Below are 20,396 nucleotides of genomic sequence, written 5' to 3' on the forward strand. Positions count from 1 at the left end.
GCCGTGGGGGTGGAACGGTCGAGGCCGTCGATCTACTGGTTGCTGTCGTCGATCGCGATCCCGCCGTTCAGTGCTCTCGTCAAGCTCCGCGTCCGGCACGGCGAACGCCTGCCGCAGGAGGGGCCGTTCATCCTGTCGCCCAACCACGACAGCGAGTTCGACCCGCTGATCATGGGCGTGGCCGTCTGGCGGCTCGGGCGACAGCCCCGCTTCATGGCGAAGGGCAGTCTGTTCAAGGTCCCGGTGGTCGGGTGGTTGTTGCGGAAGTCCGGCCAGATCCCCGTCGAGCGCGAGGGTTCCGCCCGCGGGATGGACCCGGTCAGCGCTGCAGCACACCTGACCGAACGCGGTCAGGGCGTCGTCGTATACCCCGAGGGTTCGCTCACCCGTGATCCGGGCCTGTGGCCGATGCGCGGGCGCACCGGCGCGGTCCGGATCGCCCTCACGCACGGCCTGCCGATCATCCCCGCGGCGCACTGGGGCACGCAGGAGGTCATGCCCCGGTACGGCAAGCTGCGGGTGTTCCCCTTGCGGAAGCGCGTCGAGGTCGCCATCGGCGAGCCGGTGGACCTCTCGGCCTTCGCCGGGCGGCAGCTAGACTCGAAGACGCTGAACGAGGCGACCGAGGTCGTCATGCAGGCCATCACCGCCCTCTGCGAGGAACTGCGCGGTGCCCAAGCTCCCACGGAGCGTTGGGATCCCTCGAAACACCAGCAGAAGGAGACAGGCCGCTTTGAGTCCTAGGAACGTTCCGCAACCACCGGCCGCCACGAGGGTCGCCGTGCTCGGAGCGGGCAGCTGGGGCACGACGTTCGGCAAGATCCTCGCAGACGGTGGCTCCGACGTGGTCATGTGGGCCAGACGGCCCGAGCTCGCCCGCGAGATCACCGAGGCCAAGCGCAACAGCGACTACCTGCCCGGGATCAATCTGCCGATGCGGATGACGGCGACCGCGAGCATGGTCGACGCCGTGCGCGGTGCCTCGGTCGTGTTCCTGTCCGTCCCGAGCCAGTCCCTGCGCGACAACCTCATCGCGCTCCGCCCGCACCTCGAGGACGGCACCATCGTCGTCTCGCTCATGAAGGGCGTCGAGCGTCGCAGCGGATCCCGGATGAGCGAGGTCATCCGCGAGACCCTCGACATCGACCCGTCACGCATCGCCGTCGCCTCGGGCCCCAACCTCGCGCTCGAGATCGCCCGCGAGCAGCCGACGGCCGCCGTGATCTCCTCGGAGAGCCTCGAGACGGCGCAGACGGTCGCGCTCCTCGCGCGCAACCGGTACTTCCGCAGTTTCGTGAACACCGACGTCATCGGCACCGAGTTCGGCGGTGTGCTCAAGAACCTCATCGCCGTCGCGATCGGCATCGTCGACGGCGTCGGCTACGGCGAGAACACGAAGGCCTCCATCATCACGCGCGGGTTGGTCGAGATGACCGACTTCGCGGTGGCCCACGGCGCGCAGCCGGAGACCCTCTCGGGCCTGGCCGGGCTCGGCGACCTCATCGCGACCTGCCAGTCGCCGCTGTCCCGCAACAACACGGCGGGGCGTCTCCTCGGCCAGGGGTATCAGTTCGACGACGTCGTCAAACAGATGCAGCAGACCGCGGAGGGGCTCGCGTCCGTGGCGCCGGTGCTCGAGCTGGCCAAGGCGAAGGGGGTCGCGATGCCCATCGTCGAACAGGTCAAGCAGGTGCTCGACGGCACGCTCGACCCGAAGGACATCGCACCGCACCTCACGACCGACGACGACGAACCCCAGGGGGAGAGAAGCAACGATGACGCACAAGACCGGAGTGGTGGTGCTCTTTGGAGGCCGTTCAAGCGAGCACTCGATCAGCTGCGCAACGGCGGGCGGCGTCCTCGCCGCGATTGACCGCGAACGGTACGACGTCTACCCGGTCGGGATCGCCCACGACGGCTCGTACGTCCTCGAGGTCGACGACCCGAGCCGGTACGCGCTCGACCCCGCGCACTTGCCGGAGGTCGACCCCTCGCGGCCGGCCGTGCGCTGGCCTGAGCGCATCGGCAGCCGTGAGCTGACCGTCGTCGGGGAGGACGGCGTCCCGTTCACCCTCGGCCCCATCGACATCGTCTTCCCGATCCTCCACGGTCGGTTCGGCGAGGACGGCACCGTGCAGGGCATGCTCGAGCTCGTCGACCTCCCGTACGTCGGCTCCGGCGTCCTCGCGTCCTCCCTCGGCATGGACAAGCACTTCACGAAGACGGTGCTCCAGGCCGCCGGGATCGCCGTCGCCCCGTGGGTGCGGTTCACCGCCCACGACTGGGCCACGGCACCCGAGGAGGTGCTCGTGTCGCTCGGATCGCTCGGGTCACCGGCGTTCGTGAAGCCGGCGCGAGCCGGTTCGAGCGTCGGCGTGTCGAAGGTGTCGACGCCGGACGCGTTCCGTGCGGCGATCGAACTGGCCCTCGCCGAGGACTCGACCGTGCTCGTCGAGACCGGTCTGGTGGGCCGCGAGGTCGAATGTGCGGTCCTCGAGTCCCTCCCCGGCGAGCCACCTCGGGTCTCGGTGGCCGGCGAGGTCGTCGTGACCGGACGCGACTTCTACGATTTCGAGGCGAAGTACCTCGACGCCCCCGGTATCGAGCTCGTCTGCCCCGCCGATCTTCGTCCCGAGCAGTTGTCGGAGATGCAGGACCTTTCTCGTCGGGCGTTCGAGGCGTTGGGCTGCGCGGGGCTCGCCCGGGTCGACTTCTTCCTGACCGCGGACGGCTTCGTCGTCAACGAGGTCAACACCATGCCGGGGTTCACCCCGATCTCGATGTTCCCGAGCTGCTGGTTGGCCTCGGGGCTCAGCTACCCCGAGCTCATCACCGAGCTGATCGAGGTCGCGCGCGCCCGCTCCTGAACGCAGCGGCGCCGGAACGGTCAGCCGTCGGTGGGGATCGGGAGGTCGGCGTCGCCGAGTGCGGTGCACTTCCCGGTGACGGGGAGCACGGACACGGCAGGCGCCAGATCGGCCAGGACGGTGCTGCTGGCGACGGCGTCGCCGTCGAGCACGATCTCGACCGCGGGCGTGCGCCCGAAGGTGGTGAACCGGTAGTTCGGCGCGTCGGCGTCGTCGATGATCCAGTCGACGCCGTTCACCGACTGGCACTGCTGCGTGGTCGGGCCGGGGATCGCGACGCCGCAGTGCAGGAGGACCGTCGCGGGATCGCCCCAGGCGCCGGTGGCCTGGGCGTCGGTCCCTCGCTCGGGCAGTTCGGCGACGACGTCGGGCAGACGCACCGTGACCTCCGCGCACTGCGGGTTGTTCGCATCGGCGGCGGGTTCGAGCGCGACGGCGGGCGCGCAGCCGGCGAGGGCCAGGGTTGCGGCTGCGGCGAGGGCGGTGGCGAGGAGCACACGAATCGGGGACATCGCCCACCAGGCTACCGTTGATCCCATGAACGAGTCTGGGAGCGCGTCCGACGATCACGGAACCGTCGGGCCCTGTGTCGGGGACCTCGCCGAGGGTGAGCTGCTCGAGCGCATCTTCCCTCGCCTGCCGCACGCCGACGCCGAACTCCTCGGGCCGGGTGACGATGCCGCGGTCGTCCTGGCGCCGGACGGTCGGTTCGTCGTCACGACGGACACGATGATCCATGGGCCGGACTTCCGGCTGGCGTGGTCGAGCGCCCACGACCTGGGGTGGAAGGCTGCGGCCAGCAACCTGGCGGACGTCGCGGCGATGGGGGCGCGTCCGACGGCACTCGTCGTCGCACTCGCCATGCCCAAGCACCTGCCGGTCGCCGTGCTCGACGGGTTCGCAGACGGACTGCGCGACGCCTGTGCCGAGCTCGCGCCCGGCTGCGGTGTCGTCGGCGGCGATCTGGCCGTGTCCGACGTCTTCATGATCGCGGTGACGGCGTTCGGCGACCTGGAGGGTCGTGCCCCCGTCCGACGTGACGGAGCGCGACCCGGCGACGTGGTCGCGGTCGCGGGGGAATTGGGCTCGGCTGCGGCAGGTCTGCGACTCCTCTTCTCGCGTGGGGTCGACACCGACGGCGTGCCTTCGGCCGAGGCAGCATCCGTCCTACGACGCGATCACCCGGTCGAGGTGGAGGCACAACTCGCGCCACGGCCACCGATCGCTGCCGGGGTCGTCGCCGCCGTCGCCGGTGCCACGGCGATGCTCGACCTGTCGGACGGGCTCGCGCTCGATGCCGGTCGCCTCGCGCGGGCGAGTGGGGTCGCGATCGACCTGCGGGCCGAGGACCTGGGTGCCGATGTGGCGCTCGCCCTCGCCGGTGGCGAGGACCACTCCCTCCTGGCGACGTTCCCGGCCGCCACCACGATCCCCGCCGGCTTCCGGACCATCGGCACGGCCCGGACCGGTGCCGGGGTCCTCGTCGACGGTGTGGCCTACGACGGTCGCGCCGGTTGGGACCCCTACCGCGACTGGGACGACGCGTCCGGTTGAGCGGTGTTCCCGGCCGTTGTGGCGCGAGGACCGTGCGGTGACGCGGTGACGGTGACGCGGTGACTCAGACCGGCGTGATCCACCAGACGACGGTCTCGCCGTAGGTGCTCTTCCGCAGGACCTCGAGCGCGGCGGGAAGGGTCGGTTCGGGCGAGCGGGAGCTCCGCTCGACGAGCACGAGCCCGTCGTCGGTGACCAGACCGACGAGCGCGGCGAGGTTGGCCGTGAGCTCCGCCTCGGGGAGGTCGTACGGGGGATCGATGAAGACGAGGTCGGACGGGACCGTCGCCCCGGACAGATAGGCGGCGACCGACTTGGCGTGCACCGTGATGCGTGGTGCCGCGCCGCGAGGCGCTGCCGAGGTCACGATCCTCGCGTTGTCCCGACACAGCTTCGCGGCCTCCGACCCCCGGTCGACGAGGGTGACCACGGCGGCACCCCGGCTGGCGCACTCGAGCCCCAGCGACCCCGAGCCTGCGTACAGGTCGAGCACCTCGGCGCCGGCGATCACGTCGCGGGCCTCCAGCGCGGAGAAGAGCGCCTCGCGGACGCGATCGCTCGTCGGTCGTGTCCCGCTGCCCGGGACCCGGATCGTGCGTGATCCGGCGAAACCCGAGATGATCCTGATGCCGGCCATGGTCCCATCCTCGCAGGCCGCGCGGAGCCGGGCGAACCGCGGTGTCCGAGGTGCCGAATAGAATCGACGGCATGACGGGGATCGAGCTGGGCACGAAGCTCGGTGGCGTCCTCGGCGGTCGCACGGCGACGGCGTTGCAGAAGGCGTTCGGTGTCGAGACCGTCGGCGACCTCCTCGAGCACTATCCACGCCGTTACGCGCGTCGGGGTGAACTGACGGCCATCGGCCAGTTGCCACTCGGGGAGGACGTCACGATCGTCGCCGACGTGGTCGAGGTCCGCGACCGGGAGATGAAGCAGCGCAAGGGCTCCATCCTCGAGGTGGTCATCTCCGATGGCCAGGGCCGCCTGAACCTCACGTTCTTCAACCAGAAGTGGCGGGCGAACGAACTCCGGCCCGGACTCCGCGGCATCTTCGCCGGCAAGGTCGGTGATTACCGCGGCAGCTACCAGCTCGCACATCCGCAGTACCAGCTCTTCCCCGACGACGCCGAGGCACCGGCGCTCGCGGACGCCCAGGCGAAGGCGTGGTCGGAGGCGCCCATCCCGATCTACCCGGCGACGAGCACGATCACGAGCTGGAACCTCAGGCAGTCCGTGGAACTGGTCCTCGACGCGTTGCCGCCGCAAGAGGACCCGGTCCCGCGGTCGGTCCGTGCCGCGAGGGGTGAGCTCTCCTTCGACGCCGCCATCCGGGCGGTGCACCGCCCGGCGGTCGACCGCGACTGGCAGCGTGGCCGGCGCAGTCTGCGGTACCAGGAGGCGTACCTCCTGCAGACGGCCCTGCTCCAGCAGCGCGCGGCCACCCGTGCCCTGGCGGCCGAACCCCGCGTGCCGAAAGCCGGCGGCTACCTCGAGCGCCTCGATGCCGCGCTCCCGTTCGAGCTGACCGGCGACCAGCAGACGGTCGGCACGGAGATCGCGGCCGACCTCGCGCAGCCCAATCCGATGAACCGGCTCGTCCAGGGCGAGGTCGGTTCGGGCAAGACGCTCGTCGCCCTCCGGGCCATGGCGGCCGTCGCCGACAGCGGGGGACAGTCGGTGCTCCTGGCGCCCACCGAGGTCCTCGCGGCGCAGCACCTGCGGTCGATCGTCCGTTCGCTCGGGCCCGACCTCTCGGCCGAGCTCATGCCGACGCTGCTCACCGGCCAGCTGCCGACCTCCGATCGCAAACGGGCGCTGCTGCGGATCGTCGCAGGCCAGGCCCGGATCGTGATCGGGACGCACGCGCTGCTGGGTGACGCCGTGACCTTCGCTGATCTGGGGATGGTCGTCGTCGACGAACAGCACCGCTTCGGCGTGGAGCAGCGCGACCAGCTCCGTCAGAAGGGACGCACACCGCCGCACGTCCTCGTACTGACCGCGACGCCGATCCCACGGACCGTGGCCATGACCGTCTTCGGCGACCTCGACGTCAGCATCATCAAGGAGCTGCCACGCGGGCGGCAGGGGATCGAGAGCTTCGTGGTCGCCCTGGCCGATCACCCGCGGTGGATCTCCCGCGTCTGGGAGCGCCTCGCCGAGGAACTCGCGCAGGGGCGGCAGGGGTTCGTGGTGTGCCCGGCGATCGACGCCAAGGAGGTCGAGCCCGGTGAGGAACTCGAGGAGGACGCCGACCCGGCGCGCCCGATCGCGTCCGTGCTCACCACGGTGGAGCAGCTGCGTACCCACCCGCTGCTCGCCTCCCGACGCATCGACGTCCTCCACGGCCGGATGAGCGCGGAGGAGAAGGACCGGACGATGCGGGCCTTCGCGGCCGGTGAGATCGACGTGCTCGTGGCGACGACGGTCATCGAGGTGGGCGTCGACGTCCCCAACGCCTCGACGATGGTCGTGCTCGACGCGGAGCGCTTCGGGGTGTCGCAGCTCCACCAGCTCCGCGGACGCGTCGGCCGAGGCGGCGTCCCGGGTCTGTGTCTGCTCGTCACCGCGGCGGAGGCGGAGAGCACCGCACGCGAGCGCGTCGACGCGGTGGCCGCGACGCTCGACGGCTTCGACCTCGCGCAGGTCGACCTCGAACTGCGGCGCGAGGGCGACGTCCTCGGCAGCATGCAGTCGGGCGGGCGGTCCTCGCTCAAGCTGCTCCGGGTCGTGCACGACAGCGAGGTCATCATCGAGGCGCGGGCGGATGCCGCCGAGCTCCTCGACACCGATCCCGACCTCGCCGACCACCCGGTGCTGGCCGAAGCGCTCCGCCGGCGCCTCGACGAATCCGATCGCGCCGCGCTCGCCAAGAACTGAGCACCGATAGGCTGGCGGCATGAAGCGGATCGCCGTCGTCCCCGGATCGTTCGACCCAGTCACCCTCGGTCACCTGGATGTCATCGAGCGGGCGGCGCGCATCTTCGACGAACTGCACGTGCTGGTCGTGCACAATCCCGACAAGTCCGCTCTACTGCCGATGCCGCAGCGGGTGTCCTTGCTCGAGCGCTCCATCGCCGACGGCGGGTTGCCCGACAACATCGTCGTAGCGCAGTGGAACGTCGGCCTGCTCGTCGACTACTGCACGGACGTCGGCGCGAGCGTGCTCGTGAAGGGCATCCGCTCGCAGGTCGACGTCGCGTACGAGACGCCCATGGCCATCATGAACCGCAGCCTCGCCGGCGTGGAGACGGTCTTCCTCCTGCCTGATCCGGCACACGCGCACGTCTCCAGTTCACTCGTCCGGCAGGTGGCCGCGCTCGGTGGCGATGTCAGCCCGTACGTCCCGCAGGTGGTGGCGACCTTCCTCCAGGAGGGCTAGGGCGTCCTCCCGGTCGGGTTCGGCGTAGAATCGTCGATCGTGACTAGGAAGAGAACGAACAATTCGCCGTTCAGCGTCAACGTGCGCGATCTGGTGAACCGTCCCGGGGAGATGCGCGAGCACGACCTCGAGGTGGTGCTCGCCGAGCGCTGGGGCGAGGGTCTGGTCGCCGTCCAGGAGGGCACGACGCTCTCCGAGCAGGTGCGTCTCGAATCCGTTCACGAGGGGATCCTCGTGACCGTCGACGTCGACGCACTGGCGACCGGCGAGTGCGGACGCTGCCTCCGCGACATCGAACTGCCTGTCGAAGTCGAGATTCAGGAACTTTTCGCGTATCCTGATTCGGAAGCGTCTGACTTCGAGGTTCACGACGACCACGTGGATCTTGAACCTCTGGTCAGAGATGCGGTAGTTCTCGCATTGCCGTTTCAGCCGGTGTGCCAGCCGGATTGCCCCGGACTCGACCCCGAGACCGGTGAGCGGCTGGCCGAACGTCCGGAACGACACCCTCACGACGTCGCAGATCCTCGCTGGTCTGCGCTCGCGGGCTTGTCCTCAGACTCCGTACTTGACACAGACGCCAGTAGCGCCCAGCGCGCCGCTGCAGACACAGAAGAGAGATAGATCATGGCTGGAAACCCCCCGAAGCGGAAGGTCTCGCGCTCGAACACCCGCTCGCGTCGCTCGCAGTGGAAGGCCGCCGTGCCGACGCTCGTGAAGACGGTGGAGAACGGCCGCGTCACGTACAGCCTGCCGCACCGCGCCAAGGTCGTCGAGGACTCGCAGGGCACCGCCCTGTACCTCGAGTACAAGGGCCGCAAGGTCGCAGACGTCTGATCCGCGCGTTGAACGTCCGCGTTCGAACAGCGTGAACACGAATCATTCCGACCACACCGGAATCGGCTCCGTATCGGAGACCGATCCCGGTGTGGTCGTTTTCGCACGGCAACTGGGTGTCGACGTCTCGTACGAGCTGCTCGACCTGGCGCTGACGCACCGCTCGTACGCGTACGAGCACGGTGGACTCCCGCACAACGAGCGCCTCGAGTTCCTCGGCGACTCGATCCTCGGGCAGGCCGTCACCGTCATGCTCTATCGCGACTTCCCGCACCTCGACGAAGGGCAGCTGGCGAAGCGACGTGCGAGCCTCGTCTCGACGATCGCGCTCGCGGAGGTCGCACGCTCGATCGGTCTGGGCGAGCGGATCAAGCTCGGCAAGGGCGAGGACCAGACCGGTGGCCGCGACAAGGCGTCCATCCTGGCCGACACGATGGAGGCGGTCATCGGCGCGACGTATCTGTCGGCCGGTCCCGACGCGGCGACGGCACTCGTCCTGCGGCTGGTGAACCCCCTGCTCGAGAACCCTGAGCGGTTCGGTGCGGCGATGGACCCGAAGACGAGCCTCCAGGAGGCCGCCGCGGCCATCGGTGCGCCGGCGCCCGTCTACGAGATCGCCAGCTCCGGCCCCGACCACAACCGACGGTTCGTCGCGACGGTCACCGTGGGCACCGCCGTCACGGCGACGGGCTCCGGCACGAGCAAGAAGCACGCCGAGATGGCCGCGGCCCTGGAAGCCTGGTCGAGGATCAGTGCCGGAACTCCCTGAGGTCGAGGTCGTCCGCGCCGGCTTGGAGCCCGCCGTCAGCGGGGCGACGATCGCCGGCGTCGAGGTCTTCGACGAACGCTCCCTGCGCCGCCACGCGAGTGGTGTCGCCGACTTCACCGCACGGCTGACGGGGCGGACCATCCGATCGGCCGTCCGACGCGGGAAGTTCCTCTGGTTCCCTCTCGACGACGATGAGGCGATCGTCGGTCACCTGGGCATGAGCGGGCAGATGCTGCTCCGGTCACCTGGCGATGACGCCGACCGACTCCTGCGCATCCGCTTGCAGTTGGAGCATCCCGAGCACGGCGAGCTCTGGCTGCACTTCGTGGACCAGCGGATCTTCGGCTCCATGGCAGTGACCGCGCTCGTCCCGACGACGGACGGAGCCGCAGGTGGGTTCGGCGACGAGGTCGCGATGGTGCCCGACCAGGTCGCTCACATCGCCCGCGACCCGATGGACCCGGCCTTCGACGACGCCGTCTTCCTCCGACGACTGCGCGAGAAACGCACCGGTGTGAAGCGGGCGCTCCTCGATCAGACCCTGGTCAGCGGGATCGGCAACATCTACGCGGACGAGTCGCTCTGGGCGGCGCGCATCCACCCCGAGCAGGAGACCGCCCGTCTCGGGCTCGGACGCGCCGGCCGGCTGCTCGAAGAGGTCCGCTCCGTGCTCGCCAAGGCCCTCGCCGAGGGCGGGACGAGCTTCGACGCCCAGTACGTGAACGTCAACGGTCAGGCGGGGTACTTCGCCCACAGCCTGAACGCCTACGGCCGGCAGGGCAAACCGTGCGCGCGCTGCGGCACGCTCATCGTCCGCGAGCAGTTCATGAACCGGGGCTCGCACCGCTGTCCCGTGTGCCAGCGCCGCACCTGACGATCAGTCGCTGCGGGGGAGTCGGCGCTGCCACTCTCCGGAGTAGCCGACGATGCGGAAACCGAGTCGGTCGTTGATCGCGAGCATGTGCGCGTTCTCGTCGGCGTTCCAGGTGTAGATCCGGGACCGCTCGGGTGCCTGATCGGCGAGTGCGAGGAGGTTCGCCGCCTTCATCCAGAGTCCGAGGCCGTGTCCCCGGTGGTCGGCGAGCACGAGCGTGTCCCACTGCTCCGCGTGTTCCTTGCCCTCGCCGAGGACGAGCTCGCTGTACCCGGCGACCGTGCCGCTGTCGCGGTGGACGGCGGCGACGACGATCGCGTGGTCGCCAGACGCCGCCAGCTGGTCCTCGCGGGCGCGGACCCGCTCGGGCGTCCAGACCTCGGGGTCGAGCTCCAGATCGGCGGCCGGGATGTCCGTCGCCATGTGTTCGCGGGCCGTCGCGAGCGAGCCGAGCAGCTCGTCGGGGGTGCGATCCAACCAGTGCACGAGGCGGTACTCGTGCCCGGCTCGGGCGGTCGACGCAGCGACGATGTCCGGCAGCTCCCCGAGCGTCGTGGCGAGGTCGCAGCGGTTCGTCCGCTCGACCTGCGCGAGGGCGTATCCACGATCGAGCATGAACCGGCTGGCCGCGGCGTTCGCGGGGATCGCCTGTTCGCCGACGCTCGCACCGAGGAGCGGTTCGCCGGCCGGGATGTCGTCGACGGCGTGCTGGGTGAAGTCGGTCACCGTCGGGCGGCCGGCCGCGAGGGCCCGTCGCTCCAACTCCGACAGGAGCGCTGTGCCGATCCCACGACGACGCGCCTCGGGGAGGACACCGACGTCCAGGGAGGCCGTCACCGCGTCGGCCTCGGTGCCATACCCGAGCCAGCCGCGACCGACCACACGGCCGTCGAGGACGGCGGCGAGCAGGACGCGTCGCTGAAACCGCTGGTCGCGGTACTCGGGAAGGGTCATGGCGGAGGTCAGGGCGAAGTCGTCGGTGGACCAGATCTCCGCTTCGAGCGTGTTCGCGACCTCCTGGACCGCTTCGAACACGGCTGAGCTCCCGGACGCCGGGATCTCCACCTCGTCGATCGTGACGCGCATCGTCGCCTCCCTCCCACACCAGACCGTCCTGGGTGATGCGGTCCATGGTACGACCGCCCCGGCGGGCCGGCACAGCGTGGTGTCCCTCGTCCGTCCGCGGATTCGCTACCGTAGTGCACAGCATCCGCGACGCGGGAGAGGAGGTGCGCGTGTACCTGAAGAGCCTGACGCTCAAAGGGTTCAAGTCCTTCGCGCACCCCACCACCTTCGCGTTCGAGCAGGGCGTCACCTGCGTCGTGGGTCCCAACGGCTCCGGCAAGTCGAACGTCGTCGACGCGCTCGCCTGGGTGATGGGCGAGCAGGGGGCGAAGACCCTCCGCGGCGGCAAGATGGAGGACGTCATCTTCGCTGGCACGTCGACCAGGGGACCGCTCGGTCGAGCCGAGGTCACGCTCACCATCGACAACAGCGACGGCGCACTGCCCATCGAGTACACCGAGGTGACGATCAGCCGCACCCTGTTCCGCAACGGCGGGAGCGAGTACGCCATCAACGGCGACACGTGCCGGTTGCTCGACGTCCAGGAGCTCCTGAGCGACTCCGGTCTGGGCCGCGAGATGCACGTCATCGTCGGACAGGGGCAGCTCGACGCGGTGCTGCGGGCGACGCCCGAGGAGCGACGCGGCTTCATCGAGGAGGCGGCCGGCATCCTGAAGCACCGCCGACGCAAGGAGAAGACGCTCCGGAAGCTCGAGGCGATGCAGACCAACCTCACGCGGTTGAGCGACCTCGCCGGCGAGATCCGCCGGCAGCTGAAGCCGCTCGGTCGTCAGGCGGAGATCGCCCGGGAGGCGCAGACGATCGCCGCGGTCGTCCGCGACGCCCGCGCTCGGATCCTCGCGGACGACGTCGTGGGCCTCCGGCGTTCCCTCGACGAGCACAACCGCTCGGAGAGTGAGCGCCACAGCGAGCGCCTCGTCCTCCAGGAGCAGCTGGAACAGGCGGAACTGCGGATCAACCGGATCGAGCAGGCACAACTCGGCGACGCGGTCGACGACGCCCGCCGGATCACCTTCGAGCTCGAGAGCGTGCAGGAGCGCCTCCGGAACCTGTACACGCTCGCCAATCAGCGGCTCGCACTCCTCGGCTCTTCGACGGACGCGACGGCCGCCGAACCCCGGATCACGAAGCAGATGGTCGCCGACGCGACCGCGGAGATCGACGGACTGCGGGTGGCGGTCGCCGACGCGGAGCGCGCGTTGCAGGAGGCGCAGGCGGACACCCGCGCGAAGCGCGCCGCACTCGACGCGGTGGACGTCGAGATCGCAGCGCAGAGCGCGCTCGTGTCACGACACGACCTGGAGCTCTCCAAGCTCGCGGGTGCCGTCGACGCCGCCGGGTCCAAACTCGCCGCGGTCCGTGGCGAGGCGTTGCGCCAGCAGAACGCGATCGACGCCGCTGCCCTCCGTCTGGACGCCGCGCGGCTGGAGTATGAAGCGCTCGAGGACGACCCGACCCTGGCGGACGCCGCCGACTCCGGACTCGACGACGCCTACGAGGCGGCCCAGCGCGGCGCAGCGGAGGCCGAAGGGGAGATCGAGGGCCTGCGCGAGCAGCTCCACACCCTCGAACGTGAACGCGATTCGCTCGGCGCCAAGACCAGTGCACTCTCGCGCGCCCTCGACCTCAAGACCGGCTCGGCCGAGCTCGCTGCGAGCGGTCTCGACGGGATCGACGGGATCGTCGCGGACCGGGTGCAGGTCCGACCCGGCCACGAGTCGGCTGTGGCCGCAGCGCTCGGCACGCTCGCGGAGGCCGCCGTCGCCGTCGACCGGTACGCTGCCCGTCGGGCGCTCGATCACGCGGCCGATCAGGAGCTCGGCCGGGTCGAGATCGTCATCGCCGACGGTGCGCGAGACGTCCCGGACGTGCCCGCCGGGTTCACCTCGGCTGCCGAGCTGGTGGATGCCCCTCCGGGCGTGCTGGGGATCCTCGCCTCGGTCCTCGTGGTCGACTCGCTCGACGACGCGATCGCGGCGTACGACCGACTCGGCTCGTCGCTCAGCGCGTTCACCCTCGTGACCCGCGACGGCGCAGTGGTAACGGACAGCATTGTCCGCGGGGGGAGCGGCGGAGCGCAGAGTCGCATCGAGCTGCTGGCCGAGCGCGATGCTGCCGCCGATCGACACGGTGAGGTCGAGTCGCTCATCGAACGGGCGCGCTTCGCCCTGGCCGAGCAGCGCACGATCCTGCAGGAGGCGAAGCAGACCGCGCAGGCGGCGCTCAGCGCCCTCCGCGAGTTCGACGCCAACCGTGCCTCACAGGCCGAGCGCGTGAACCGGGTCACGGTCCGGTACGAATCCGCGCAGGCCGAACACGACCGCCTCCTCGCAGCTGCCGGGACGGCGGAGGCGGCCGTCGCCGACGCCGCTGCCGCCGTGGAACGGGCCAAGCTGGACCACGACACCGCTCGCGCGCGTCCACGACCGCTCCTCGACGTCTCGGCACGCGATGGGCTCTCCGCCGAACTGGACGCGGCGCGCGAGGCCGAAGTGCAGCGCCGCCTCCTCCTCGAGACCGCGCGCGAACGCGTGCGGGCGGAGGAGCTCGCGGTCGCGAACCTCGAGCGGCAGCGGCAGGCCGACCAGGCCGCAGCTGAGGAAGCAGCTCGGCGTGCCGTCATCCGTGCGCGCCAGGCCGCGGCCGCCGCCGCCGTGACGGAGGCGCTCCCGCCCGTCCTCGACTCGGTCGACCGGTCGGTCACCGAGGCCCGCGTCGCGCTCGCGGCAGCCGAGGCGACGCGGTCCAGCCGGAACGCCGAGCTCGTGCGACTGCGCGGCGAGGAGCACACGCTCCGGCAGCGGCTGCAGGTCGTCACCGAGAGCGTCCACGGCCTCGAACTCCAGATCTACGAGAAGAAGCTCCACTTGTCCGGTCTGCTCGAGCGCGCCGGGTCGGAGCTGGGACTCGTCGAGGACGTGCTCGTCGCCGAGTACGGGCCCGAGGTTCCGGTGCCCGTCGACCCTCCGACACCCCGCGCGACCGCCCGCTCGGCTGTGCGAACGGCCGACGACACCGGTTCGGAGGTCTCGCCCGAGACGACGACGCCCGACTCGGACGAGGCACCCGAGGCACTTGCCGACGGACCCGCGGCGCCGGACGCCGAGCCGGAAGAGGAACCCACCGAGGAGTCGGACGACGTGCCGACGACGCCCTACGTCCGCGCCGAGCAGCAGAAGCGTCTCGTAGCAGCGGAGCGCACCTACGCCCAACTCGGGCGGGTCAACCCGCTCGCGCTCGAGGAGTTCGCGGCACTCGAACAGCGCCACCGCTTCCTCACCGAACAGCTCGCCGACCTCACCAGCACCCGCGCCGACCTGCTGTCGATCATCGAGGACATCGACGGGAAGATGGAGGTCATCTTCGCCTCGGCGTTCGCCGACACCGAAGCCGCCTTCACCGAGGTGTTCCCGATCCTGTTCCCGGGCGGCACGGGCAGCATCTCGCTCACCGACCCCGAGCACATGCTCACCACGGGTATCGAGGTGTCGGTCAAGCCCGCCGGTAAGAAGATCGAGCGCCTGTCGCTCCTGTCGGGTGGGGAGCGCTCGCTCGCCGCGGTCGCCCTCCTCATCGCCATCTTCAAAGCCCGGCCGAGCCCGTTCTACATCATGGACGAGGTGGAGGCGGCCCTCGATGACGCGAACCTCGGGCGGCTCCTCACCATCTTCGAGGACCTCCGTCAGACGAGCCAGCTCATCGTCATCACGCACCAGAAGCGCACCATGGAGATCGCCGACGCCCTCTACGGCGTCTCGATGCGGCAGGACGGGGTGTCGGCCGTCGTCGGTCAGCGCGTGGCAGCAGAACGCGCGAGCTGATCCGGTCTCGTGCCCACGCGACGGGACCGCGTCGCCGACGGCTACGCTGAGACCATGGCTGCACGCACACCCTGGTCACTCTCCGGTGCCCTCAAAGGCATGTTCCAACGTCCGACGATCGACGAGACCACCTGGGAGGACCTCGAGGATGCGCTCATCGGCGCCGACTTCGGTCCCGACGTCACCGAGTCGATCGTCACGGGCCTGCACGCCTCCGTCGACCGCTACCGCACCACCGACCCGCGCGACCTCCAGCGCATGCTGCGCGAGGAGGTCGAGGAGCGGCTGTCGAAGTTCGACACGACGCTGAAGCTCAGCGAGCGTCCGGCGGTCGTCCTCGTCGTCGGCGTCAACGGGGTCGGCAAGACGACCACCATCGGCAAGTTCGCGAAGTTCCTGCGCAACTACGACCGCACCGTCGTCGTGGGCGCCGCGGACACCTTCCGTGCCGCTGCCGTGGAGCAGCTGGCGACGTGGGCGGAGCGCGCGGGCGCACAGATCGTCCGCCCCCAGCAGCAGGGACAGGACCCGGCGTCCGTCGCCTTCCAGACGATCGAGTACGCCAAGCAGACCGGCACCGAGATCGTCATCATCGACACCGCTGGCCGGTTGCAGACGAAGGGCGGGCTCATGGACGAGCTGTCCAAGATCCGTCGCGTCGTCGAGAAGCAGGCGCCCATCGCCGAGGTCCTCCTCGTCCTCGACGCGACGACCGGTCAGAACGGTCTGTCGCAGGCGCAGGCGTTCATCGAGCACGCCGGGGTGACCGGGCTCGTCCTGACGAAGCTCGACGGCTCCGCGAAGGGCGGGTTCGTCCTCGCCGTGCAGGAGAAGACCGGCATCCCGATCAAGCTCGTCGGTCAGGGTGAGGGCATCGGCGACCTCACCGGTTTCACGCCGCACGTCTTCGCACAGAACCTGGTGGGCAGCTGATGGCGATCGAACACGACTACTTCGGCATCATCGCGACCGAGCCTGGTGGTGGCGTCTACTGGTCCGACAACATCGACGTCGGGGAGCAGTCCGTCTCCATCTCGTTGAGCGCCCCGGACGAGGACGACATCCCGGCCGATGCTCTCGACCTGGCGGCCGCGATGATCCTCGCCCTGGAGGGCTTCGACCTGCGCTCGCGTGAGGCGATGCTGAGCGAGGTCGACGACCGCACCTCCGAGGTGACCGAGTACATCATCCAGGCCGTCGAGGAGCTGGGGGAGTCCCTGCCGGACGTCCTGGTCGACGAGTCCGGAGACCGCGACGTCGACGTCATCCGGTCGATGACGCTGTTGAGCGTCGGGTTCGCGCCGCATCAGCACAACGGCGACGAGGCGTTCGCGATCTTCGAGTACTCGCTCGACGCGGACCAGCTCGACGGCGTGCTCATGGTCGCGTACAGCTCCGACGGCGAGGTCACCGGGGTCACGAGCGAGGACTGAGCCCGACCGGTCGAGGCGTCGGCCTCAGACCGCCTGGGCGAAGCCGAGTGAGGCGTCTGCGAGGTGCTGCAGTCCCTCGGGGACCTCGCGGCCCTTCGCGGTCATCGACTGCGCCCACAGGCGTCCGGCACGGTAGGACGATCTGACGAGCGGACCCGCGAGCACACCGAGGAACCCGATCTCCTCGGCCTCCTCCTTGATCTCGAGGAACTCCTGCGGCTTGACCCAGCGGTCCACGGGGAGGTGTCGAGGCGTCGGGCGGAGGTACTGGGTGACGGTGATGATGTCGGTGCCGGCCTCGTGCAGATCCTCGAGCGCCTGACTGATCTCGCTCCGGTCCTCGCCCATCCCGAGGATGAGGTTGGACTTCGTGATGAGGCCGGCGGCACGCGCCTGGGTCAGGACGTCGAGGGAGCGCTCGTAGCGGAAGGCGGGCCTGATCCGCTTGAAGATGCGTGGGACCGTCTCGACGTTGTGTGCGAACACCTCCGGACGGGAGGCGAACACCTCGCCGAGGAGGTCGGGGTTGCCGGAGAAGTCGGTCGCGAGGATCTCGACCCCCGTCCCCGGGTTCGTCTCGTGGATGCGCCGGACGGTCTCGGCGTGCAGCCACGCCCCCTCGTCGGGGAGGTCGTCGCGCGCCACGCCCGTGACGGTCGCGTAGCGCAGCCGCATCCGCTGCACCGAGTCGGCCACCCGCCGTGGCTCGTCGCGGTCGTAGTCGGCCGGCTTGCCGGTGTCGATCTGGCAGAAGTCGCAGCGTCTCGTGCACTGCGACCCGCCGATGAGGAAGGTCGCCTCGCGGTCCTCCCAGCACTCGAAGATGTTCGGGCAGCCGGCTTCCTGGCAGACCGTGTGCAGGCCCTCCTCCTGCACGAGCGCCTGGAGCTGTCGGTACTCGGGTCCCATCGTCGCGCGGGTCTTGATCCAGTCGGGCTTCCGCTCGATGGGGGTCTGGGCGTTCCGGACCTCGAGTCGCAGGAGCTTCCGTCCGCCGGTGTCCGCCGCGGGAGCGGGTGCCGGTGCGCCGCAGCCGCTCACGCGGCCGCTCCGACCGTGGTCACGGACGCGGCCGTCCAGCCGGGCCGGAGTGCTTCGAAGATCTCGGAGACGCGCTCCGCGACGTCGCTCGGCGTGATCCGTCGACCGAGCTCGGCGCTGATCGTGGTGACCCCGGCATCGGCGATGCCGCACGCGACGATGTGGCCGAAGGGCTCGAGGGAGTTGTCGCAGTTGAGCGCGAAGCCGTGCAGCGTGACCCCCGCTTGCACCCGGACACCGACCGCGCCGATCTTCGCGGCCGGTCCACCGGCGACGGGGTCGACCCAGACACCCGACCGTCCGTCGATGCGGCGGCCGATGACGCCGAGCTCGGTGATCGTCTGCAGCATGACCTCCTCGAGCAGACGGACGTGGGCGACGACGTCGACCGGCTCCGGGAGGCGGACGACCGGATAGCCGGTGAGCTGTCCGGGTCCGTGCCAGGTGATGCGGCCGCCGCGGTCGACCTCGACGACCGGTGTGCCGTCGTCGGGACGCTCATGCGGCCGGGTCAGTTTGCCCGCCGTGTACACGGGCTCGTGTTCGCACAGGATGAGGTGCTCGGGCCCTTCACCGCTGACGACCGCCTCATGGACCCGACGCTGCAGCGCCCAACCCTCGCGGTACGGGACGAATGCGGGCGCGAGCCCGGCGATGAGGAGCTGTGTCATGGCCGCCACAATAGCATTGTTGGACGGCGTCCAAATACTCATCTTCGGACCATGGCGACGTTCGACCGGCTCGCGCCGCGGTCTGCCCTAAACTGGAGGGATCATGGCAACGTTCGGCACACTCTCTGACCGCCTCGCGGATACGTTCAAGAACCTCCGCACCAAGGGCAAGCTCTCCGCGGCCGATGTCGACGGCACCGTCCGCGAGATCCGTCGCGCCCTCCTCGACGCGGACGTCGCACTCGACGTCGTCAAGGACTTCACGGGTCGCGTGCGCGAACGCGCCCTGGGTGACGAGGTGAGCAAGGCCCTCAACCCGGCGCAGCAGGTCGTCCAGATCGTCAACGACGAGCTCGTCACGATCCTCGGCGGACAGCAGCGCCGTCTCGAGTTCGCGAAGAAGCCGCCGACCGTCATCATGCTCGCCGGACTCCAGGGTGCCGGAAAGACGACACTCGCGGGCAAGCTCGCCAAGTGGCTCAAGAAGGACGGCCACACGCCGCTCCTCGTCGCGTCCGACCTCCAGCGCCCCAACGCCGTCAACCAGCTCCAGGTCGTCGGCGAGCAGGCGGGCGTCCCCGTCTACGCTCCCGAGCCCGGCAACGGGGTCGGCGACCCGGTCAAGGTCGCCCGCGACGGCGTGCGCTTCGCCGAGCAGAAGCTCTACGACACCGTCATCGTCGACACCGCCGGACGACTCGGCGTCGACGCCGAGCTCATGAAGCAGGCGTCGAACATCCGCAAGGCGGTCGATCCCGACGAGGTCCTCTTCGTCATCGACGCGATGATCGGTCAGGACGCGGTCGCGACGGCCAAGGCCTTCCTCGACGGCGTCGACTTCACCGGCGTGGTGCTCTCCAAGCTCGACGGCGACGCCCGCGGTGGTGCGGCACTCTCCATCGCCTCGGTCACCGGACGCCCCATCATGTTCGCGTCGACCGGTGAGGGTCTCGACGACTTCGAGCCGTTCCACCCCGACCGCATGGCGAGCCGGATCCTCGACCTCGGTGACATCCTCACCCTCATCGAGCAGGCGCAGCAGAACTTCGACGAGGAGGAGGCGCGCAAGGTCGCGGAGAAGTTCGCGACCGACTCCTTCACGCTCGACGACTTCCTCAAGCAGATGCAGCAGCTGCGCGGCATGGGTTCCATCAAGAAGATGATGGGCATGCTCCCCGGCATGGGGCAGATGAAGGAGCAGCTCCAGAACTTCGACGAACGCGAGATCGTCCGCACCGAGGCCATCATCCAGTCGATGACCACGGCCGAGCGCACGAACCCGAAGATCCTCAATGGATCCCGCCGCCTGCGCATCGCCAAGGGTTCCGGCATGACCGTCACCGAGGTCAACGCCCTCGTCAACCGCTTCGAGCAGGCGGCCAAGATGATGAAGACCGTCGCCAAGGGCGGCGTGCCGAACATCCCCGGGATGGGTCCGGTCCCCGGTGCCAGGACGAACCGACCGAAGCCGCAGGCCAAGAAAAAGGGTTCCCGCTCAGGCAACCCGGCCAAGCGCGCGGCGGAGAACGCCGGCGCCGTCGAGACGCAGGCTGCCGCCACGGGCGCTGGATTCGGCCTCGGCGGCGGTTCGTCGTCGGGATCGGCAGCCCCGACCGAGGCGGAGCTCGCCGAGCTGCAGAAGTTCCTGGGTCGCTGAGTCGAGCGGAGGTGGTATGCGCGCGCTGAGGACAGCGGCTTCGGTCGTCGCAGTCGTCCTGGCCGCGGGCATGCTCGCCGGGTGCTCCGCTCCGCCTCCGGGCGAACGCGTCCTGGGCACCTGGGGTGAGGGGACCGGCGCCGCCGACCCGCACCTGGTGTTCACCGACGACGGTCGCGTGAGTGGTTCGGACGGCTGCAACAGCCTCTCCGGCTCCTGGCGCGCCGAGGACGACGCGGTCGTCGTCTCCGACGTCGCGAGCACCCTGATGGCGTGCCCGGGCGTCGACACCTGGCTGCGGGGGATCGCACAGGCGACGCTCTCGGACGACGGCGGCCGCCTGACCGTGACCGACGACGCCGGCACGCGGATCGGGACGCTCGACCGCGCTGAGTGACGCCGCCTCG

Annotated in this window: 20 protein-coding genes; 15 read left to right on the plus strand and 5 right to left on the minus strand. The window is 70.0% G+C overall.

Annotation, left to right across the window (positions count from 1 at the left end; translation table 11 throughout):
• Window positions 1-3: 3 nt before the first annotated feature.
• Genes ITJ66_RS09125 through ITJ66_RS09135 form a run of 3 tightly spaced genes read left to right on the plus strand, consistent with a single transcriptional unit; the run spans window position 4 to window position 2,867 of the window.
• Entirely contained in the window at window positions 4-744 is a 741-nt protein-coding gene (locus ITJ66_RS09125) for a 1-acyl-sn-glycerol-3-phosphate acyltransferase (protein ID WP_191940861.1), read from the plus strand.
• A gap of 37 nt (window positions 745-781) precedes the next feature.
• Window positions 782-1,873, plus strand: a complete 1,092-nt coding sequence (locus ITJ66_RS09130; protein ID WP_229938610.1) for an NAD(P)H-dependent glycerol-3-phosphate dehydrogenase — start codon at window positions 782-784, stop codon at window positions 1,871-1,873.
• The gene (locus ITJ66_RS09135; RefSeq protein ID WP_194644414.1) at window positions 1,776-2,867 is read left to right on the plus strand and encodes a D-alanine--D-alanine ligase family protein; all 1,092 of its coding nucleotides are present in this window, start codon (window positions 1,776-1,778) and stop codon (window positions 2,865-2,867) included. Before ITJ66_RS09130 ends, ITJ66_RS09135 begins: the two co-directional genes overlap by 98 nt.
• Before the next feature lie 20 nt (window positions 2,868-2,887).
• On the opposite strand, the gene ITJ66_RS09140 is transcribed toward ITJ66_RS09135, so the two are convergent.
• Window positions 2,888-3,379 (minus strand): DUF3515 family protein, encoded by a 492-nt coding sequence (locus ITJ66_RS09140; RefSeq protein WP_138946803.1) that lies wholly within the window; start codon window positions 3,377-3,379, stop codon window positions 2,888-2,890.
• Window positions 3,380-3,404: 25 nt separating this feature from the next.
• Here ITJ66_RS09140 and thiL point away from each other — a divergent pair, with 25 nt between their 5' ends.
• Window positions 3,405-4,421, plus strand: coding sequence for a thiamine-phosphate kinase (thiL, locus tag ITJ66_RS09145; RefSeq protein WP_194644415.1), 1,017 nt, complete (start codon window positions 3,405-3,407; stop codon window positions 4,419-4,421).
• A gap of 64 nt (window positions 4,422-4,485) precedes the next feature.
• On the opposite strand, the gene ITJ66_RS09150 is transcribed toward thiL, so the two are convergent.
• Complete coding sequence (locus tag ITJ66_RS09150; protein ID WP_194644416.1) at window positions 4,486-5,058, minus strand: RsmD family RNA methyltransferase; 573 nt, start codon at window positions 5,056-5,058, stop codon at window positions 4,486-4,488.
• Between the two features lie 71 nt (window positions 5,059-5,129).
• Between ITJ66_RS09150 and ITJ66_RS09155 the strand changes: the two genes are divergently transcribed.
• The 6 genes from ITJ66_RS09155 to mutM all read left to right on the plus strand — a co-directional run bounded on the left by ITJ66_RS09155 (window position 5,130) and on the right by mutM (window position 10,280).
• Window positions 5,130-7,298, plus strand: coding sequence for an ATP-dependent DNA helicase RecG (locus tag ITJ66_RS09155; protein WP_194644417.1), 2,169 nt, complete (start codon window positions 5,130-5,132; stop codon window positions 7,296-7,298).
• Window positions 7,299-7,317: 19 nt separating this feature from the next.
• Window positions 7,318-7,800, plus strand: coding sequence for a pantetheine-phosphate adenylyltransferase (coaD, locus tag ITJ66_RS09160; protein ID WP_064296302.1), 483 nt, complete (start codon window positions 7,318-7,320; stop codon window positions 7,798-7,800).
• 111 nt (window positions 7,801-7,911) lie between these two features.
• Window positions 7,912-8,424: a DUF177 domain-containing protein gene (locus ITJ66_RS09165; protein ID WP_071261222.1), complete on the plus strand. Its 513-nt coding sequence runs from the start codon at window positions 7,912-7,914 to the stop codon at window positions 8,422-8,424.
• Window positions 8,425-8,427: 3 nt separating this feature from the next.
• Window positions 8,428-8,637, plus strand: a complete 210-nt coding sequence (rpmF, locus tag ITJ66_RS09170) for a 50S ribosomal protein L32 (RefSeq protein ID WP_056006932.1) — start codon at window positions 8,428-8,430, stop codon at window positions 8,635-8,637.
• A gap of 91 nt (window positions 8,638-8,728) precedes the next feature.
• Window positions 8,729-9,406 (plus strand): ribonuclease III, encoded by a 678-nt coding sequence (gene rnc, locus ITJ66_RS09175; protein ID WP_086473824.1) that lies wholly within the window; start codon window positions 8,729-8,731, stop codon window positions 9,404-9,406.
• Window positions 9,390-10,280: a bifunctional DNA-formamidopyrimidine glycosylase/DNA-(apurinic or apyrimidinic site) lyase gene (gene mutM / locus ITJ66_RS09180; protein WP_191940866.1), complete on the plus strand. Its 891-nt coding sequence runs from the start codon at window positions 9,390-9,392 to the stop codon at window positions 10,278-10,280. Before rnc ends, mutM begins: the two co-directional genes overlap by 17 nt.
• A 3-nt stretch (window positions 10,281-10,283) precedes the next feature.
• Here mutM and ITJ66_RS09185 read toward each other — a convergent pair whose 3' ends face one another.
• Window positions 10,284-11,366, minus strand: a complete 1,083-nt coding sequence (locus ITJ66_RS09185) for a GNAT family N-acetyltransferase (protein ID WP_194644418.1) — start codon at window positions 11,364-11,366, stop codon at window positions 10,284-10,286.
• A gap of 149 nt (window positions 11,367-11,515) precedes the next feature.
• On the opposite strand from ITJ66_RS09185, the gene ITJ66_RS09190 reads away from it, so the two are divergent.
• Genes ITJ66_RS09190 through ITJ66_RS09200 form a run of 3 tightly spaced genes read left to right on the plus strand, consistent with a single transcriptional unit; the run spans window position 11,516 to window position 16,620 of the window.
• Complete coding sequence (locus ITJ66_RS09190) at window positions 11,516-15,187, plus strand: AAA family ATPase (protein WP_194644419.1); 3,672 nt, start codon at window positions 11,516-11,518, stop codon at window positions 15,185-15,187.
• Window positions 15,188-15,241: 54 nt separating this feature from the next.
• Entirely contained in the window at window positions 15,242-16,120 is an 879-nt protein-coding gene (gene ftsY, locus ITJ66_RS09195) for a signal recognition particle-docking protein FtsY (protein ID WP_064296361.1), read from the plus strand.
• Complete coding sequence (locus ITJ66_RS09200; RefSeq protein ID WP_192005129.1) at window positions 16,120-16,620, plus strand: DUF2004 domain-containing protein; 501 nt, start codon at window positions 16,120-16,122, stop codon at window positions 16,618-16,620. Before ftsY ends, ITJ66_RS09200 begins: the two co-directional genes overlap by 1 nt.
• 24 nt (window positions 16,621-16,644) lie before the next feature.
• Here ITJ66_RS09200 and lipA read toward each other — a convergent pair whose 3' ends face one another.
• Together lipA and lipB are read right to left on the minus strand one after the other, a co-directional pair.
• Entirely contained in the window at window positions 16,645-17,661 is a 1,017-nt protein-coding gene (gene lipA, locus ITJ66_RS09205) for a lipoyl synthase (RefSeq protein ID WP_064296306.1), read from the minus strand.
• The gene (gene lipB / locus ITJ66_RS09210; RefSeq protein WP_194644420.1) at window positions 17,658-18,332 is read right to left on the minus strand and encodes a lipoyl(octanoyl) transferase LipB; all 675 of its coding nucleotides are present in this window, start codon (window positions 18,330-18,332) and stop codon (window positions 17,658-17,660) included. Before lipB ends, lipA begins: the two co-directional genes overlap by 4 nt.
• Before the next feature lie 103 nt (window positions 18,333-18,435).
• Here lipB and ffh point away from each other — a divergent pair, with 103 nt between their 5' ends.
• Together ffh and ITJ66_RS09220 are read left to right on the plus strand one after the other, a co-directional pair.
• Window positions 18,436-19,989: a signal recognition particle protein gene (gene ffh / locus ITJ66_RS09215; protein WP_064296308.1), complete on the plus strand. Its 1,554-nt coding sequence runs from the start codon at window positions 18,436-18,438 to the stop codon at window positions 19,987-19,989.
• Between the two features lie 16 nt (window positions 19,990-20,005).
• On the plus strand, window positions 20,006-20,386 hold the full coding sequence (locus ITJ66_RS09220; RefSeq protein ID WP_194644421.1) for an META domain-containing protein: 381 nt from the start codon (window positions 20,006-20,008) through the stop codon (window positions 20,384-20,386).
• Window positions 20,387-20,396 lie beyond the last annotated feature (10 nt).

Source organism: Plantibacter sp. VKM Ac-2885 (genome assembly GCF_015351205.1).
Classification (GTDB): domain Bacteria; phylum Actinomycetota; class Actinomycetes; order Actinomycetales; family Microbacteriaceae; genus Plantibacter; species Plantibacter auratus.